Annotated in this window: 11 protein-coding genes; 5 read left to right on the forward strand and 6 right to left on the reverse strand. The window is 41.6% G+C overall.

The window, feature by feature from the left end:
• Window positions 1-19 precede the first annotated feature (19 nt).
• Together C9E88_RS11670 and C9E88_RS11675 are read right to left on the reverse strand one after the other, a co-directional pair.
• Entirely contained in the window at window positions 20-1,828 is a 1,809-nt protein-coding gene (locus C9E88_RS11670) for an extracellular solute-binding protein (RefSeq protein ID WP_106985871.1), read from the reverse strand.
• A gap of 59 nt (window positions 1,829-1,887) precedes the next feature.
• Window positions 1,888-5,178, reverse strand: coding sequence for a lytic transglycosylase (locus C9E88_RS11675; protein WP_106985842.1), 3,291 nt, complete (start codon window positions 5,176-5,178; stop codon window positions 1,888-1,890).
• A 205-nt stretch (window positions 5,179-5,383) separates the two neighbouring features.
• Between C9E88_RS11675 and dnaQ the strand changes: the two genes are divergently transcribed.
• The 4 genes from dnaQ to C9E88_RS11695 all read left to right on the forward strand — a co-directional run bounded on the left by dnaQ (window position 5,384) and on the right by C9E88_RS11695 (window position 10,509).
• Window positions 5,384-6,853 (forward strand): DNA polymerase III subunit epsilon, encoded by a 1,470-nt coding sequence (gene dnaQ, locus C9E88_RS11680; protein ID WP_106985841.1) that lies wholly within the window; start codon window positions 5,384-5,386, stop codon window positions 6,851-6,853.
• 128 nt (window positions 6,854-6,981) lie between these two features.
• Complete coding sequence (locus C9E88_RS11685; RefSeq protein ID WP_106985840.1) at window positions 6,982-8,625, forward strand: chemotaxis protein; 1,644 nt, start codon at window positions 6,982-6,984, stop codon at window positions 8,623-8,625.
• On the forward strand, window positions 8,625-9,398 hold the full coding sequence (gene nudC / locus C9E88_RS11690; protein ID WP_106985839.1) for an NAD(+) diphosphatase: 774 nt from the start codon (window positions 8,625-8,627) through the stop codon (window positions 9,396-9,398). The genes C9E88_RS11685 and nudC overlap by 1 nt, the downstream gene beginning before the upstream one ends.
• 163 nt (window positions 9,399-9,561) lie before the next feature.
• On the forward strand, window positions 9,562-10,509 hold the full coding sequence (locus C9E88_RS11695; RefSeq protein WP_162368824.1) for an IS30 family transposase: 948 nt from the start codon (window positions 9,562-9,564) through the stop codon (window positions 10,507-10,509).
• 28 nt (window positions 10,510-10,537) lie between these two features.
• Here the strand turns inward: C9E88_RS11695 and C9E88_RS11700 are convergent, their stop codons facing one another.
• The 4 genes from C9E88_RS11700 to C9E88_RS11715 form a co-directional block, all read right to left on the reverse strand.
• Window positions 10,538-11,434: an alpha/beta hydrolase gene (locus C9E88_RS11700; protein ID WP_106986116.1), complete on the reverse strand. Its 897-nt coding sequence runs from the start codon at window positions 11,432-11,434 to the stop codon at window positions 10,538-10,540.
• Entirely contained in the window at window positions 11,424-12,113 is a 690-nt protein-coding gene (locus C9E88_RS11705; RefSeq protein WP_106986117.1) for a BON domain-containing protein, read from the reverse strand. The genes C9E88_RS11700 and C9E88_RS11705 overlap by 11 nt, the downstream gene beginning before the upstream one ends.
• A 65-nt stretch (window positions 12,114-12,178) precedes the next feature.
• Window positions 12,179-12,598 (reverse strand): YraN family protein, encoded by a 420-nt coding sequence (locus C9E88_RS11710; RefSeq protein WP_106986118.1) that lies wholly within the window; start codon window positions 12,596-12,598, stop codon window positions 12,179-12,181.
• A gap of 75 nt (window positions 12,599-12,673) precedes the next feature.
• Window positions 12,674-13,624: a penicillin-binding protein activator gene (locus C9E88_RS11715; RefSeq protein WP_106986119.1), complete on the reverse strand. Its 951-nt coding sequence runs from the start codon at window positions 13,622-13,624 to the stop codon at window positions 12,674-12,676.
• Between the two features lie 10 nt (window positions 13,625-13,634).
• Between C9E88_RS11715 and rsmI the strand changes: the two genes are divergently transcribed.
• Window positions 13,635-14,477 (forward strand): 16S rRNA (cytidine(1402)-2'-O)-methyltransferase, encoded by an 843-nt coding sequence (gene rsmI / locus C9E88_RS11720; protein ID WP_106986153.1) that lies wholly within the window; start codon window positions 13,635-13,637, stop codon window positions 14,475-14,477.
• Window positions 14,478-15,043: the final 566 nt, after the last annotated feature.

The following is a 15,043-nucleotide window of genomic DNA, read 5'->3' on the forward strand; positions in this document are numbered from 1 at the left end:
TATTCCTTTTACTTTGGGCTTATTGCTTACGCAAATAGCTAGCAACCTTTTGCGCTTGCACTGCGTCACTCCACCAGTAATCTATACCTGTCGATAACTTTGGCTTGACTGTAGGCTGCTGATACATATTCCAATACGCGAGCCAGTTTTCTCCTTTGCCATAAGTTGGAATTTGATAATAACCTGCTCGTAGCAAACGATCTAAAACCCGCGTACGCGTCACCAAGGCTGACCGATCTGGCGCTCGAATCACCTGTTCGACCATAGCATCAATGACTGGATTTTTAATCCCGGCATAATTGTAGTTCCCAGGCTGATCCGCCGATGCACTTCCCCAGAACTGCGCCTGTTCATTGCCTGGGCTTAAAGATTGAGGCATTACCGTCGTAGTCATATCAAAATCTTTGCTACGCATACGTTCGATATATTGAGGTACATCTACTTGACGGATATTCACCTGTATACCCAAACGCTTCATATTGCGTACAAATGGCATCAGCGTACGCTGCAAGCCATCTTGATGAATTAAAAACTCAATCTGAATGGTCTGGCCTTTTTTATCCAGCAGATAGCCATTTTTATATTTATAGCCTGCATTGAGTAACAACTGACGCGCAATCAATAAATTATTGCGGTTAAAGCCACTGGCATCCGAAACTGGATACTTCCAATTTTTTAATACGCCAGCACGTTGAATCGGATCAAGTTTTGCCAGCAAGGGTTTGAGCACCGCCATTTCAGCTGCTGACGGCACACCTTTGGCTTCTAATTCACTATTGCTAAAATAACTTTGCAGACGTGTATATTGTCCATAAAACAGCGCCTTATTTTGCCATTCAAAATCATAGGCATACGTTAAAGCCTGCCGCAGGCGAATATCCTGAAAAGGGCTACGGCGGGTATTAAATACAAAACTTTGTGTCGCAATCGGGTTATTGTGCTTAAAGCGGTATTTCACCACCATGCCATCTTTAACTGCTGGAAAATTATAAGCCGTCACCCATTTTCGTGCGGTGAACTCTTCATGCAAGGTGTATTGACCCGACTTAAACCCTTCAAAGGCAATGTCTAAATTACGGTAATACACATACTTTAAACGATCAAAATTATAACGGCCTTTGTTGACTGGCAAATCTTTAGCCCAATAGTTTGGATTGCGCTTATAGCTCAAGCTACGTCCTGCATCAATTTTATCCAACACATAAGGCCCTGAGCCTAAAATCGGCTGCATGCTGATGCGGGTAAAATCTTTTTTGGCCCAGTCTTTTTTGGAGTAAATCGGCAACTGCGACAAAATCAGTGGCATTTCTGCATTGTTGTCCGACTTAAAACTCATTTTGACTTGATGCTTAGACAACACTTCTGTTTTTGCTAAATCTGCCAAGTACATTTGTAAACCTGGATTTGACTTGGTTTGATAAGCATCAAAACTGAATTTAACGTCCTCAGCAGTAACGGTCGAACCGTCACTAAACCTAGCCTTAGGATTCAGATTAAAAATGACATACGAAGTCTTTTTTGGGTCAAAGGTTGCACTAGTGGCAAGCAAGGGATACATCACCCCTGGCTCATCTAAAGAGCTGCTCATGAGTGAATCAAATAGATAATTCACGCCATCTGCAGAGCTCCCTTTACCATTCATGCTATTAAGATTATCAAATGTGCCATTGCTGGCTGTACTTAAATAACCGCCTTTAGGCGCTTTAGCATTTGCATACGGCATGGCCGCTAAGTTGGCATATAAAGGCTGACTATGAATTGCAATATAGGGCGTGGTCTGCGTTGCAGCCCATGCCCCTTGTATTGCCATGACACATCCAAGTGCCATTACATAAGGATGCCCCTTGGCAAATAAATTATTCACGTTGCTTCCTGCACGGTATTGGCTTAGTTAGGTACTTTAATCACATCACCAATGCGTAATGATGCGCTCGGTTGCATATTATTCATATCAGCCAAAGCAGCAGTATCCAAACCATAGCGATTCGCCAAGCCAATCAAGGTATCACCGCGTTTAATACGGTATTCCGTGACTAACTTTGGTACATTAATTTTTTGTCCGACACGTAAACCTGCACGCGCATTTAGGTTATTCAACGCAGCCAAGTCTGCAACACTCACACCCGTACGATTTGCAATCGCATTCAGTGATTCGCCTGACTTCACTGTATAGCTTTCAGTGCTTCCGCTATACGATGAGCTCGCCTGTGTCGTTACTTTACTCGTTTTGGGTGTATCGACTTCTACTTTAGGCACATCACCATCAATCTTCAAGCGTTGCCCAACACGTACTGTGCTATTACGTGACAATCCGTTTAAATCCGCTAAATAGCTCAACTGTAGCTGGTACTTTTGCGCAATCGCAGACAATGTTTCACCCGCTTTCACTACATGCGTATCTTTGGCTTCGCCACTACTTACACGTGTATCCGATTTGCTGTCTTTACGTGGATCTGCTTTCACTACTGCCACTGGCACTTCACCAGTGAGTTTTAAACGCTGACCTACTCGCAAAGATGCATTACGGCTAAAGCCATTTAAACTCGCAATATCATCCATGTTGAGTTCAAAGCGATTTGCAATCGCGCTGAGCGTATCACCTGATTGCACCGTATATTGCTCTGGTGCTTTATTTAATGCAGGGATTTTAAGCGTCTGACCAATACGTAAAGAGGTTGTTGCAGCAATATTATTTAAATTGGCAAAATCTGAAACAGTCATCTTGCTTTGGTTGGCTAAGCTATACAGGGTATCGCCACGTTGGACGTTATAACTTTCAGTTTTAAAGCTTGGTTCAGACTTTGTTTCTGGCTTCGACTCAACTTTATTTGAATTGCTTGAAGCACTTTCAACTTCGTTTAATGGAACATTAATTTTCTGTCCAACCATTAAACTACTGCCTGCTGTGAGGCCCGAGGTTAGGTCTGCTAATTCCTGATTTGATAAAGCATAGCGGTCAGCAATTAGTTTTAAATATTCACCACGCTTCACCGTATAGACTTTGGTTTGTACTTTTTGTACTTTGCTTTCGGTTTCAGCTTTTTTAGCTTCAGCAGCTAATTTTGCTTTTGATGCTGGTGTTTCTTTCAGTGCCAACTTTTGACCTACAAATAGACCGCTAGTCGTATTTAAACCATTGAAATCTGCCAGCTGTTTTACCGACAAGCCAAATTGGCTTGCAACACCTGTCAACGTATCATTGGCTTTCACCACATAATGCTCAGGTTGTACTTTTGCTTTCGGCTCTTCAGCAACAATCGGTTTTGCGTCATATAAATAAATACTTGTACCAACATACAATTTGGCATCAGCATCCATTTGGTTCCACTTCGCGACATCACGCCAGTTCACACCATTTTTCATGGCAATGACCGCTAAGGTATCACCCGCCTGCACGGTATATGTACTGCGTTTGCCCTTAGGTGCTACGACAACAATTTCAGAATCAGTTTTAATGACATTTTTGCCTTGGTTGCGTTTTGCTTCATCCGAGTCAGTGCCAGTTTGCTCTGCAACACTCTTCGGATAAGCGAAGCCTTTGGTCAGCTCTTTGCCTTGTTGATCTGCAATCGATTGGCTGGTTTGAATCGCTGTCAGCTTAATTTTGCCATCATAGGGATCAACAATTTCTGTTCCTTGTGGCGCCAAAGCTTTTAACTCTTTAACCACCTCAGCTTGCTCTGCTTGAGTCGCAACAGGTTTTAAAACTTCATCAACCGTTTTATTTTCACCTTCGGCCTTAATGGCCGCCATAATCTGTTCACGCTCTTTGGTGCTTACAGGAGGCTCAGCAGTCACTTTAACTGTCGTGGCTTTACTTGGGCTAACCGCAACAGGAATACGCGGTGCACTTGGAATATCTGTATTTGCTGCAAAGGCTGCCAAAGCAGATGAACCTTGTGGCGTTACCGACAACGGTTTGCCCTTAGTTACTGTACTTGCAGTTAGCGCTGGTGGCGTAGTTTTGCTTGCTTGAGTTGACGTAATCACCGGTGGTGCTACTTTAGACGGTGTGATGACTGTCGTGTTCATCTCAGGCGGTGTCACTTTAGACGGTGTGATGGTCACGTTGTTCTTTGGCAGGCTTGAAGCTGCACCACCTGCCCAATAACCTGTCGATGCTGAAGATAACTTTTTCAGTTTTGCATCCACTGACGGGCTAATATCTGCAGGAATTAAAATCTTCATTGGACTTGCTGCATCAATTTGATCCCCACGATGACCTGGGTTCAATGCATAGAGTTCCGCACGGCTGAGTCCTGTTACAGAAGAAATTTCATTTAAATTAGCCGCGCCAACACTCACTTCTCTAAAGTGTGGACGGTTTGCAATCGGCGGAAGACTCACACCATACGCATTTGGATTTTTAATAATTTGTGCAACGGCCAAAAAGCGTGGCACATAGTTCATGGTTTCTTGTGGTAATTTTAATGACCAATAATCCGTTGGTAAGCCTGCTGCTTGGTTACGGTTAATCGCCTGCTGAATACGACCTGGGCCTGCGTTGTAAGCAGCCAAAGCCAATTCCCAAGAACCAAACTGATTATATAAGCTACCTAAAAACTCATAGGCTGCACGTGTTGATTCCACCACATCACGACGGCCATCATACTGTGTAGTTTGTTTTAAGCCATAAATACGGCCTGTACTTGGAATAAACTGCCATAAGCCCGCAGCTGCTGCACTCGATGTAGCTGCTGGGTCATACGAGCTTTCAATCACTGGCAATAACGCCAACTCGGTTGGCATACCACGGCGTTCAGCTTCTTTTACAGTGTGGTACAAATAACGCGACGCACGCGCACTTAAACGGTCAATATAGGGCTGACGCGATGCGAACCAACCACGCTGCGCTTCAATACGCGAATCCCAATGGTTTAAATCCATTTTGAAACCGACCGTCATTCGCTTCCAAACATCACCATGTTTGAGCACCAATAGGCGATCACCTTCCACTGCACGCATATCCGTTGCAGATAACAAATCTTCTAAGCCATCCAAGCTATTGGCATCTAAGAAACCTGACGAACCTGCCACTTTTGACTTATGCGCACTTGTCGCTGTGGTCGAGGATGCACAGCCCACTAAACCCAGGGTTGCTAGTGCCGATCCTAAAACGGTTATTTTGAATAATGCAGGCAAAGTCAACTCGTACCAGTTCTTGCTTGGTTTATACATAAAAGAATCCGAACATCTCGTATAAATTTTTTTTTGATATGCCATTGTAGTGAAGCATGGCGCAGACACAAGGCGTTAATTTAACGCTATTTCAGTATAAATGTTACAAGAAATTAAAAAATAAGCCTGATATAGACCTATCGAATGGATTTGCGTTATACAATATGCCATTCAGTTTTGATGTTTTTATTCGGATTCAGTTTTTATGGCTCAGTCAATTACGCTTTATGTCGATGGCGCTTGCAAAGGTAACCCAGGATTGGGTGGCTGGGGCGCATATATTATTGGCGAAAATGCTGAGGAAAAAATCTGTGGTGGTGAAGCAGAAACCACCAATAACCGCATGGAACTTACGGCAGCCATTGAAGGTATTTTGCACTGCCCAACAGATGCTAAATTAGTGATTTGGACCGACTCTAACTATGTCAAACAAGGCATTACAGAGTGGATTCATGGCTGGAAAAAGAAAAACTGGAAAGATGTCAAAAACCCAGATCTATGGAAAAAATTAGACGCAACTTGCCAAGGGCGTGATATTGAATGGAACTGGATCAAAGGTCATGCAGGACATCCAGGCAATGAAATGGCGGATCAACTGGCGAATCTAGGTGCAGAAAACACTGCTTTAGCGCTCAAACAAGCTCCTGCAACTGAAACGAAAAAAAAAATTGAACCCGACTGGCTCTTAAATGATCCCTTTGGTTTAGATCTTGGCAGTGATGAAGAAGAACCTGAAGACGAGTCAGAATGGGAAGCGGAAATTGAGCCACCATCAGAAGTTGTAGCTGTTACAGAAACTGCACCTGAAGCCGTGCAAAATGATCCTGCTTTAAACACAACTGAAGCACCTGTGTCCATTCAAAACACACAGCCTAATAACACACTTGCAACCACATTCAGTGCAAACTCAAGTTCAGTGATTTTACCTGCTGAAGGTCTGCATCCAATGATTATGGTTACCCCACCTAGCATTGAAGCGCATGGCCCACGCCAACTGATTCTCGATACCGAAACCACAGGTTTTTACTATCAAGATGGCGACCGTATTATTGAAGTCGGCGCGATTGAAATGATCAACCGTAAACTGACCGGTAGTTCTATTCATATTTATATCAAGCCACTTAAACCCGTCGGCGACTCAGAAAATGTCCACGGTATTAGTGATGATTTCTTAAAAGACAAACCACTATACGAAGAAATTGCCCCTGCACTGTTTGAATATCTCAAAGGTGCAGAAATTATTGCGCATAACGCCAGCTTCGATATGAACTTCTTAGACATGGAGTTTAAACGTGCGGGCTTCCCTGCGCTTTCAGAAGTCTGTGCCGTAACCGATACCTTGGCAATGGCAAAAGCCAAACATCCAGGGCAAAAAAACTCGTTGGATGCGCTGAGCCGACGCTACGAAATTGTACAACGTGACCGTACCTTCCACGGTGCCTTGCTCGATGCTGAAATTCTAGCAGACGTATACTTAGCCATGACGGGTGGTCAGGTCTCTTTTGATATTGATGCCCTCACCCACACAGAAAATGCGCAGAGTGAAAACAGTCGCCAATCGATTCAAATTGATTTACCCGTGATCCTTCCAAGTGCTGAAGAACTCGAAGCGCATGAGAATTGGATCAAACAATTTGAAGAAAAACATGGAACGCCTTGCCTTTTTGCAAAATAAAAACTAAATTTCCTAGTATATTTTTGTATTTAAAACATTAACACTTACGTTATAGTTAAAGATAAAAGATGGTCCGCCTTTTATGGCGGTTCACAAACAAGAGAAAACACTAGGAAAGGTGCAGATCCATGTCTTACCAAACCTCTATACATTTTGATCCAACAGCATTGCTGATAATAAAAAATGAGGTTGATAACTCGATCAAATTGGTCGAATCAGCAGTCAGCACTTTAGTCGAAGATCAAACCCTTCCTTTCGGTATTGACGACGCTCTTAATCAATTTGAACAATGTGCGCAAGTACTTGCACTGATTGATATGGCAAGTTTAGCAAAGATCGCTCAATACTCAGCAGAATTGATGCGCAAGATCATGGGGAATCCTGCCACAATTCAAACCAAAGATGTCATCGCACTCAGCGAAGGCACCACCATGTTAAAACGCTACATCGAGTTTATTTGCTTACGCGAAGTAAAAATTCCGCAGTTTTTGTTGGATACACTCAACCGCTTAGAAGCATGCTTGGGTAAACCAATGACCACTGAAGGTCAGCACATTGAATCACTACTCGATTGCATCACACCAGATTTTGATCTTCCTCAAGCACCGACTTTAGAAAAATCTAAATACGTGCACCGCTTATACAAATTGTCACTCAACAAGTTAATTAAGCAAGAAGAAAGCGAACTCGACTTACAAGCATTAAAAATTGTAGGGACATATTTAGCCAGCCTTTCAGAAAAACACCCAAGTAAACAGTATTGGAATTTGGTGTTTGTGGCATTAAATCAAATTGATCAATTGCTGATTAATGAGCCACGTTTACGCACACTGGTGTCTATTGAGCGCAATATTGCACAGTACTTCAGTTCGCCAGAGCGCTTTAAAGCGAGCCTAGTTGATTTATCTAATATCTTAAGTCTATGTATTAGCCAAGAAGATGAAGTTTCTCAGCACATTCGTGGCAAGTTAAATATTGGTGAAGACCTGTTAACTGACATGCAATTGCAAGTGTTTAGCCGTCATTTATATGGTCCTGACTTTGGTACGATGCACACGATTAGCGAACTTGTGACCACTGAAATGGCGCAAATTCGTAACGATATCGAGTTCAACTACCAAAATATGTCACCTGAAAAAACTCAGGAACTTCAAGCAAAGCTGTTAGAACTGGCAAATATCTTTAAAGTACTTAATTTAAATGAAGCGCATAAAGATTTAGAACGTCAGGCCAATTCATTAAGCCAAAGCGAAATCTTAAAAGAAGAGACTTTTGCACAGCAATTAATGAATTGCATTCTGTCTGCCATGAACTCAATTGGCGTTTTAGAGCGTCATCACACATCTAGCCGTCTACAACTTCGTGTAAATAACATGAATATTTCACTCGACCGTTTAGATGAAGCACATGAAGTACTCTTGAACGAAACCAAAGCACTGATTGATCAAGCAAGCGAAACACTGGTTCAATATTTACAGAATAATGACCTACAGAGTCTCGCGCCTGTCGCAGTTCAATTACGTGAAATTGGTGGTTCAATGCTGTTCCTGAATGCCGAAACAGGACAAGTTGCGCTAAATACCAATGCACAGTTCGTTTCTTCGCGTGTTGAGGCTTCTACTGCAATTGAAGCAGCTGAAATTAACCATCTACTTGATGGCCTTGCAAGTGCAGACATGCTGATTGAAAATTTAAAAAACAAACAGCCTGTTCTACATAGTATGTTTCAGGTAGCATTGGACAGTAGTGAGAAACTTAAAGCCGTGGCCTAATGTCAAATCTATCGCTTGCCTATATTTTTAAACAACAGCAATTATTGGTTGATGACCAATTTCAACTTCCTCGTGTCGAAAGTATAGCAAGTGATCTGAGGCTTCAAACGGGTGATCAAGTGATTGCCCGTGATCTTACAGAGCAAGATGAAATTCCCGCAGGCTATCAACTCGTTCCCATTCGCCAATTATTACAGCTGTGGAATGTCAAAGAGTTTGAACAAGCCAGCCGTGCAATTCAACTTTTAGAATGGCGTCGTAATCATAAGTTTTGTAGCCATTGTGGCCATAAAACAGAAGTTCATGCCACTGAATATGCCATGGTCTGCCCTGCATGCCAATATCATCAATATCCTCGTGTTAATCCATGTGTCATTACGGTTATTACCCGTGGTAAAGATGAAATTCTACTGGCTCAAAATGCACGAGCATACCGCCCAATGTACGGCTTAATTGCAGGTTTTGTAGAAGTGGGTGAAACACTCGAAGATGCAGTACGCCGTGAAACCGAAGAAGAAGTCGGTTTAAAAATCAAAAATATTCAATACTTGGCCAGCCAACCGTGGCCCTTCCCCAGTAACCTGATGATTGCATTTAAAGCTGAATATGAATCTGGTGAGCTATGCTTACAAGAAGAAGAAATTAGCGATGCAGCCTTCTTTAAATTTGATCAATTACCCGAAATTCCATTTAAAGGCAGTATCGCACATGCCATGATTATGCATGTCATTCATGGCACAACCACGGCTGACGATACCAAAGAATGGCTATAAAGCCTGTAGATCATTGATCTGGTATCGAAAAAAAACCGCTCATCAGAAGCGGTTTTTTTAATCACTTAGATTCTCAAATGAAGTGCAACAGAGATTAATGTATTGGAAGAAAGCAAGATGAGTTAGCATTATGCTTCCGACCGACCAAAGTCAAAGTTGCATCATGAACTATACTCATCTTACTCAAGAAGAAAGATATCAGATTTATACCTTGTTACGTGAAGGTTTTTCCAAACGTTATATCGCTTTGCGTTTAAATCGCTCTCCCTCAACAATTTCTAGGGAAATTCTGCGTAATAAAGCGAGAAATGGCTATTTCGCTCAACATGCCCATAAATTGGCTCGACGACGGCATTGTTCAAACCCTAAAACAATTCCTAATGAGCTTTGGATGCGTGTCATCTCTTATCTTGATATTCAATGGAGTCCCGAGCAAATCGCTTCTCATGTTTCAGTTAGTCTGCATTCCATCTACCGCTTCATACAACAGGATAAAAGCAAGGGTGGGACACTCTTTCACAACCTGCGTTTCAGAAATCAAAGAAAGAGAAAATATGGCTCTCCTGAAACCCGTGGTCAGCTGATCAATCGTAAAAGCATTCATTATCGACCTATAGAGATAGAGCTTCGGACTCGCTTTGGTGATCTGGAAATAGATACGATTGTAGGCAAGAACCATCAGCAATCATTGGTCTCGATTGTAGACAGGAAGACGGGTTATCTTTGGCTGAAAAAGTGTAGTTCACGCAAGGCAGAGGAAGTTTGCCAAGCCACAATCAGCTTATTGAATCCAGTTAAAGATCAGCTAAAAACAATGACAGCAGATAATGGCAAGGAGTTCAGCTTGCATGAGCATACTGCTAGAGAATTAGGGATAGAGTGGTATTTCGCTGATCCTTACAGTGCTTGGCAACGTGGTACAAATGAAAATACCAATGGTTTAATCAGGCAATATATTAGAAAAGGCAGTGATTTAAATGACTATACGGATGAATATATTTCAGAAATCACTCAACGCTTGAATCATCGGCCAAGAAAAAGACTCGGCTTTAAAAGTCCGAGTCAGGTATTATGGCAACAACATGGTGTTGCACTTCAAATGCTAATCTAAGTCACAATAAAACTGAGTTTAGGATGCTCTATTTAAAAACATCGTCCAAAGCCTGCAAAATTTGACGCTTAGTACTAAAGAATCGGCTAAACAAACTCGAAACCGAGCCAATCATCGTGATATGCCCTACACGAGGCACAGGTATCAATTGACTGTGATTACCTAAAGCCAAAAGCTTTTCATTTAAATCTGTACTATTACTTAGGCCGACTACATTGTCTTTTTCCGCAGTAAACAGATAATGCTTCACGTGGTTTTGTTCAATAAAGTAATAAGGCATCACTTGTTGATACGGGATGTTCTGATCAAAAGCATCCGCACATAGCGGGTCGCCTTTATAATCAAAGTGATAAGGCCCAGCCAAGCCAATAATCGCTCGAATAGCCTGCAAATTTTGCAAACGATACGGCGTAGGATGGTACAGCGCGGACATCACATTAAATGCCCCTGCTGAATGCCCCATAAGCACTATATTTTCCACTGCAATATTCAATTTCAGATTCGATTGATTTAAAAAATTCAATGCCAATGTTAAATCATCAATTGAACTTGGAAATATATGCTCAGGTGCCAAATGGTAATTTATTACCGCCACATTAAAGCCTTCTTTAGCAAAGGCCTCACCCACAAAGTGATATTCTTTTTTATCACCATGCATCCAAGCCCCACCATGTACAAAAACCAATAGTGGCTGTGAATCACGCAATTGCTTGGCTTTGTACAAATCTAAACGGTGACGAGTTTTTAAACCATAGGGAATGTTGCGTTGTACCGTATAGCCCGATTTAGGTGTCATTCGGTTGAGCGCAAAACTCCCCAAGTCATAAATACGAAAATCTCGATATATAGCTTTAGCCAACGCTGTTTTTTGATCAAGCTGGCTTTTAAGACGCTGTAAATGTGACGAAAATTGTTTAAGGGGCATTGGGTTCTACTGCATCAGGGTCTATTGCAACAGGAGTTTGCGTATCAGGTACGGCATTCACCATCGGTGCAAAACTTGATGCAACCGCAGGTGAGCTCGAAGAAACTTGGTCAACATTATCAATTAGGGTCACAATTTTAGTGACATTCCCCACTTGCTGGAGCACTTGATTCAAATCATTCAGCTCAGCCGTGTTTAAACGTCCCATTACGTACAATACTGCATCTTCGGTATGCACATGGACTTTGCTTTCAGCAACCACTGGCGCTTTCATCAATAATGCACGTGTATTCGCAGTCACTGCTGTATCTTGCATAATGGTGCCGTAGCTAATTTGATTGCCTACAGTAATATAATTATGAATGGTTTTTACATCGCTCATGGCTCTGACATTGTCTTCAGCCAGTTGCTTTAAAGCTTGGTCTGGTACTTGGCCAGTGAGCAAAACATTGCCATGAAAACTTTCAATATTGACACGTGATTGCTTAAAGCGTGTGTCGAGCTTATATAAGTTAATTTTTGCAGTGCGCACAATAGATGAGTCTATAAAGACCTGACCCAAAGAACGTGCGCCATTTTCCGTCCCTACAGGTGCACTCCCTGTACCACCAGAAATAAAACTTGCACAGCCAGATAAACTTGCTACACAAAACATTGTCATTGCAATACGTTTAAGCACTCAGCAAGACTCCTTCACTATTTTTTGATCGTATTCTATCTATGCATTTACACAGTATATTTTGTTCAAAGAGTAATAAACTCTTGCTCAAAAGTAAAAGCATTTTCTATCCACTGCTGATCATAAGGGCATTTTGAAAAGTCATACTGTATGGATTTTGCAAAGTGTTGATAAAAATCAAAACAAATCACGTCAAAACGGCAATAACATGCGTTGTATTGTGGTGATTGCTGTAAAAATATTAAGGCCGTTTGCATGAGTTTGCGCTGTTTGCTAAGTGATACGGTTTCACTTGCCTGTGCATAATGGGTTTGTGATCGTGCTTTGACTTCAATAAATACCAAGTCTTGGTCCTTTTGCACAATTAAATCTATTTCACCATAACGACTATGATAATTTGCTTGGACTAAGGTATAACCCGCTTCGTGTGCAATTTTAACTGCTTCAGTTTCAGCCCATTGGCCTAACTTCCTTGCCTGTGTCATTTAAGGTGCTCAGCTCACATTTTTCTACTTAGTCTCGATGTATTAAATCTTGTTTTTTCAGTTATCAAAAAGTCATTAAACCTGCTTTAACCCTTTGGCCTGATAGGCATAACAATGTGGTATCCGCTGAATTTGGTTCCCATTCAGACTAAGTTGCCCAGTTCGTCCTTCAAAATTGGCCGTTTTCATTTTGGGTGTTTTTAAATACAGTGCACTGATTTGCCATGCATCGCCGCCAAAGGCCAATAAGCGCTGGTATGGCAAGCCTACAGCTTGTTGTGCGTATGCGTGCTTCATATCTTCCCAATCGGGTTCAAACAAGGCTGGTGCATCGCAAAACTTTATCCCGAGTGGTAAAGGTTTATGCTGCTCTAAGGCATTCGATAAAGTGTAAATATTTTTTTTCGGCAATGACTTCAAACTAAGTAACCATTCATTATTACCAAGTAATACGAGGGCTTGGCCTTTTTTTAATGTTTTCGGCTGCTGTTCGAGCACATGGATGGGTAATTCAGTTTTCGTCATTAAGGCCATTAAAAATAGTTCATTTTCAGACTCTGTTCCAGACTGACGCAGCACTAAAATATCTTCGATCTGATCTTGTTTCATCACGCGGGCTAATGCGCTGGCATCATCTTTTTTTGCAAGGCTAAATTGTAGCACATTGCTTGCCTGCAATGTCCCTTCATTTAAGGCCAAGACTTTTAATTTCGGCTTTGCTTTAATAAGCGCATCCACTTCTGATCTCGCCAACGGCCCAACAATCATTTGCGTTTTGGCGTTCACATTTTTTTTCAATAGTGCAGGCATACTTGTCTGATCAGTATTTACGAATTTTACAGGCACTTTTGAGCCTGATGCCTGATAAGCACTCATGAAACCTTGCTTAATACTGTTTGCAGCTCGCGCCATAGGGCCAGATTCAGGTAAAATAACCAATACCTCTGCTTGGGCATAAGATACTGCCCCCACCAAAATGGTGGTCACAAGTATTTTATTTTTATTATTTGGTCTTATATTCCACATGGAGAAACCTATGAGTGCTCAGTTATTTGTTGTTGCGACTCCAATCGGGCACTTAGATGATATTAGTTATCGTGCAATTAACGTTTTGAAGTCTGTTCATATTATTGCCGCTGAGGATACACGAACTTCTGCACAATTGCTCAAACACTTTAATATTCCAACACCTTTGACTGCATGTCATGAGCACAATGAAAGCAATAAAATTGAACAGCTTATTCAGCGTTTGTTGAATGGTGAAAACATGGCGCTGATTAGTGATGCAGGTACACCGCTGATTAGTGACCCTGGCTTTAAGCTAGTTCGTGCAGCTCAGGAACAAGGCATCCAAGTCATTCCTGTGCCGGGTGCCTGTGCAGCCATTGCAGCCCTCAGTGCTGTAGGCCTACCTAGTGACCGCTTTAGTTTTGAAGGATTTTTACCTTCTAAACAGTCACAACGTCTAAATGCCTTAAATAAGCTGAAAGACGAAACACAAACCATGATTATTTATGAAGCACCACACCGTATTTTAGATTGTGTAAAAGATATGGCCGAAGTCTTTGGTGCTGATCGTCCAGTCGGTTTTGCACGCGAAATTACCAAAACATTTGAAACCATTAAAAAAATGACTTTGGGTGAGTTGGTTGGTTTTGTTGAATCTGATCATCACCAACAAAAAGGTGAAATTGTACTTGTGATTGGCGGTGCAACTGAAGAAAAAGACTTGGAACAAGAAAAGCTAGATCAGCTTTTAACACGCTTGCTCCAAGACCTTTCAGTTAAAGCGGCTTCTCAATTGGCTGCAGACTTAACTGGTATCAAGAAAAAAGTGGCCTATCAACGTGCTTTAGAACTCACTCAGCAAGAAGATTAACATTCTTCATGCGCAGAGCTGATGCCATCAGCACATCCAAACGAAATGAAAAGCGTATTTCCTATAAAGTCATACGCTTTTTTTAATTTTAGATATTCTCTTGTTTTGATCTAGTGCAAGCTAAATATTTCATTCTGCTACACTGTCACCTTACTGCATTTTGTTTTACGCTATCTAAAAACAAAAACTGAGAATTATTTTACGCATGAAAATCATGATAAAAAGCGTACTCCCGATTTGCACATTCAATCTATTTTGGATTTTAGGTTTATTACATATCGGTTTTTATAGCACACGACCGTATCGACATTACCGCTTTGAGGATTTGGTCGACCCGTCACCTGATGCCGTTTTTATGGTTTGTATACTGTATTCCATTTATTTTCTGATCGGCAATGTGCTCAAATTCACTCCTTTTTGGGCACATCATCGCTATAATGCTTATCTTTTTTTAAGTACTGTACTTATCTTTCAAAGCTTTATTGCATGTATGGGTGCAATGCATGCACCGCCCTATTGGGCAGCTTTTATTATCAATTGTATGTTTCTTTTATTCGCACATTTGG

The organism is Acinetobacter cumulans (assembly GCF_003024525.3).
Taxonomy (GTDB): Bacteria; Pseudomonadota; Gammaproteobacteria; order Pseudomonadales; family Moraxellaceae; genus Acinetobacter; species Acinetobacter cumulans.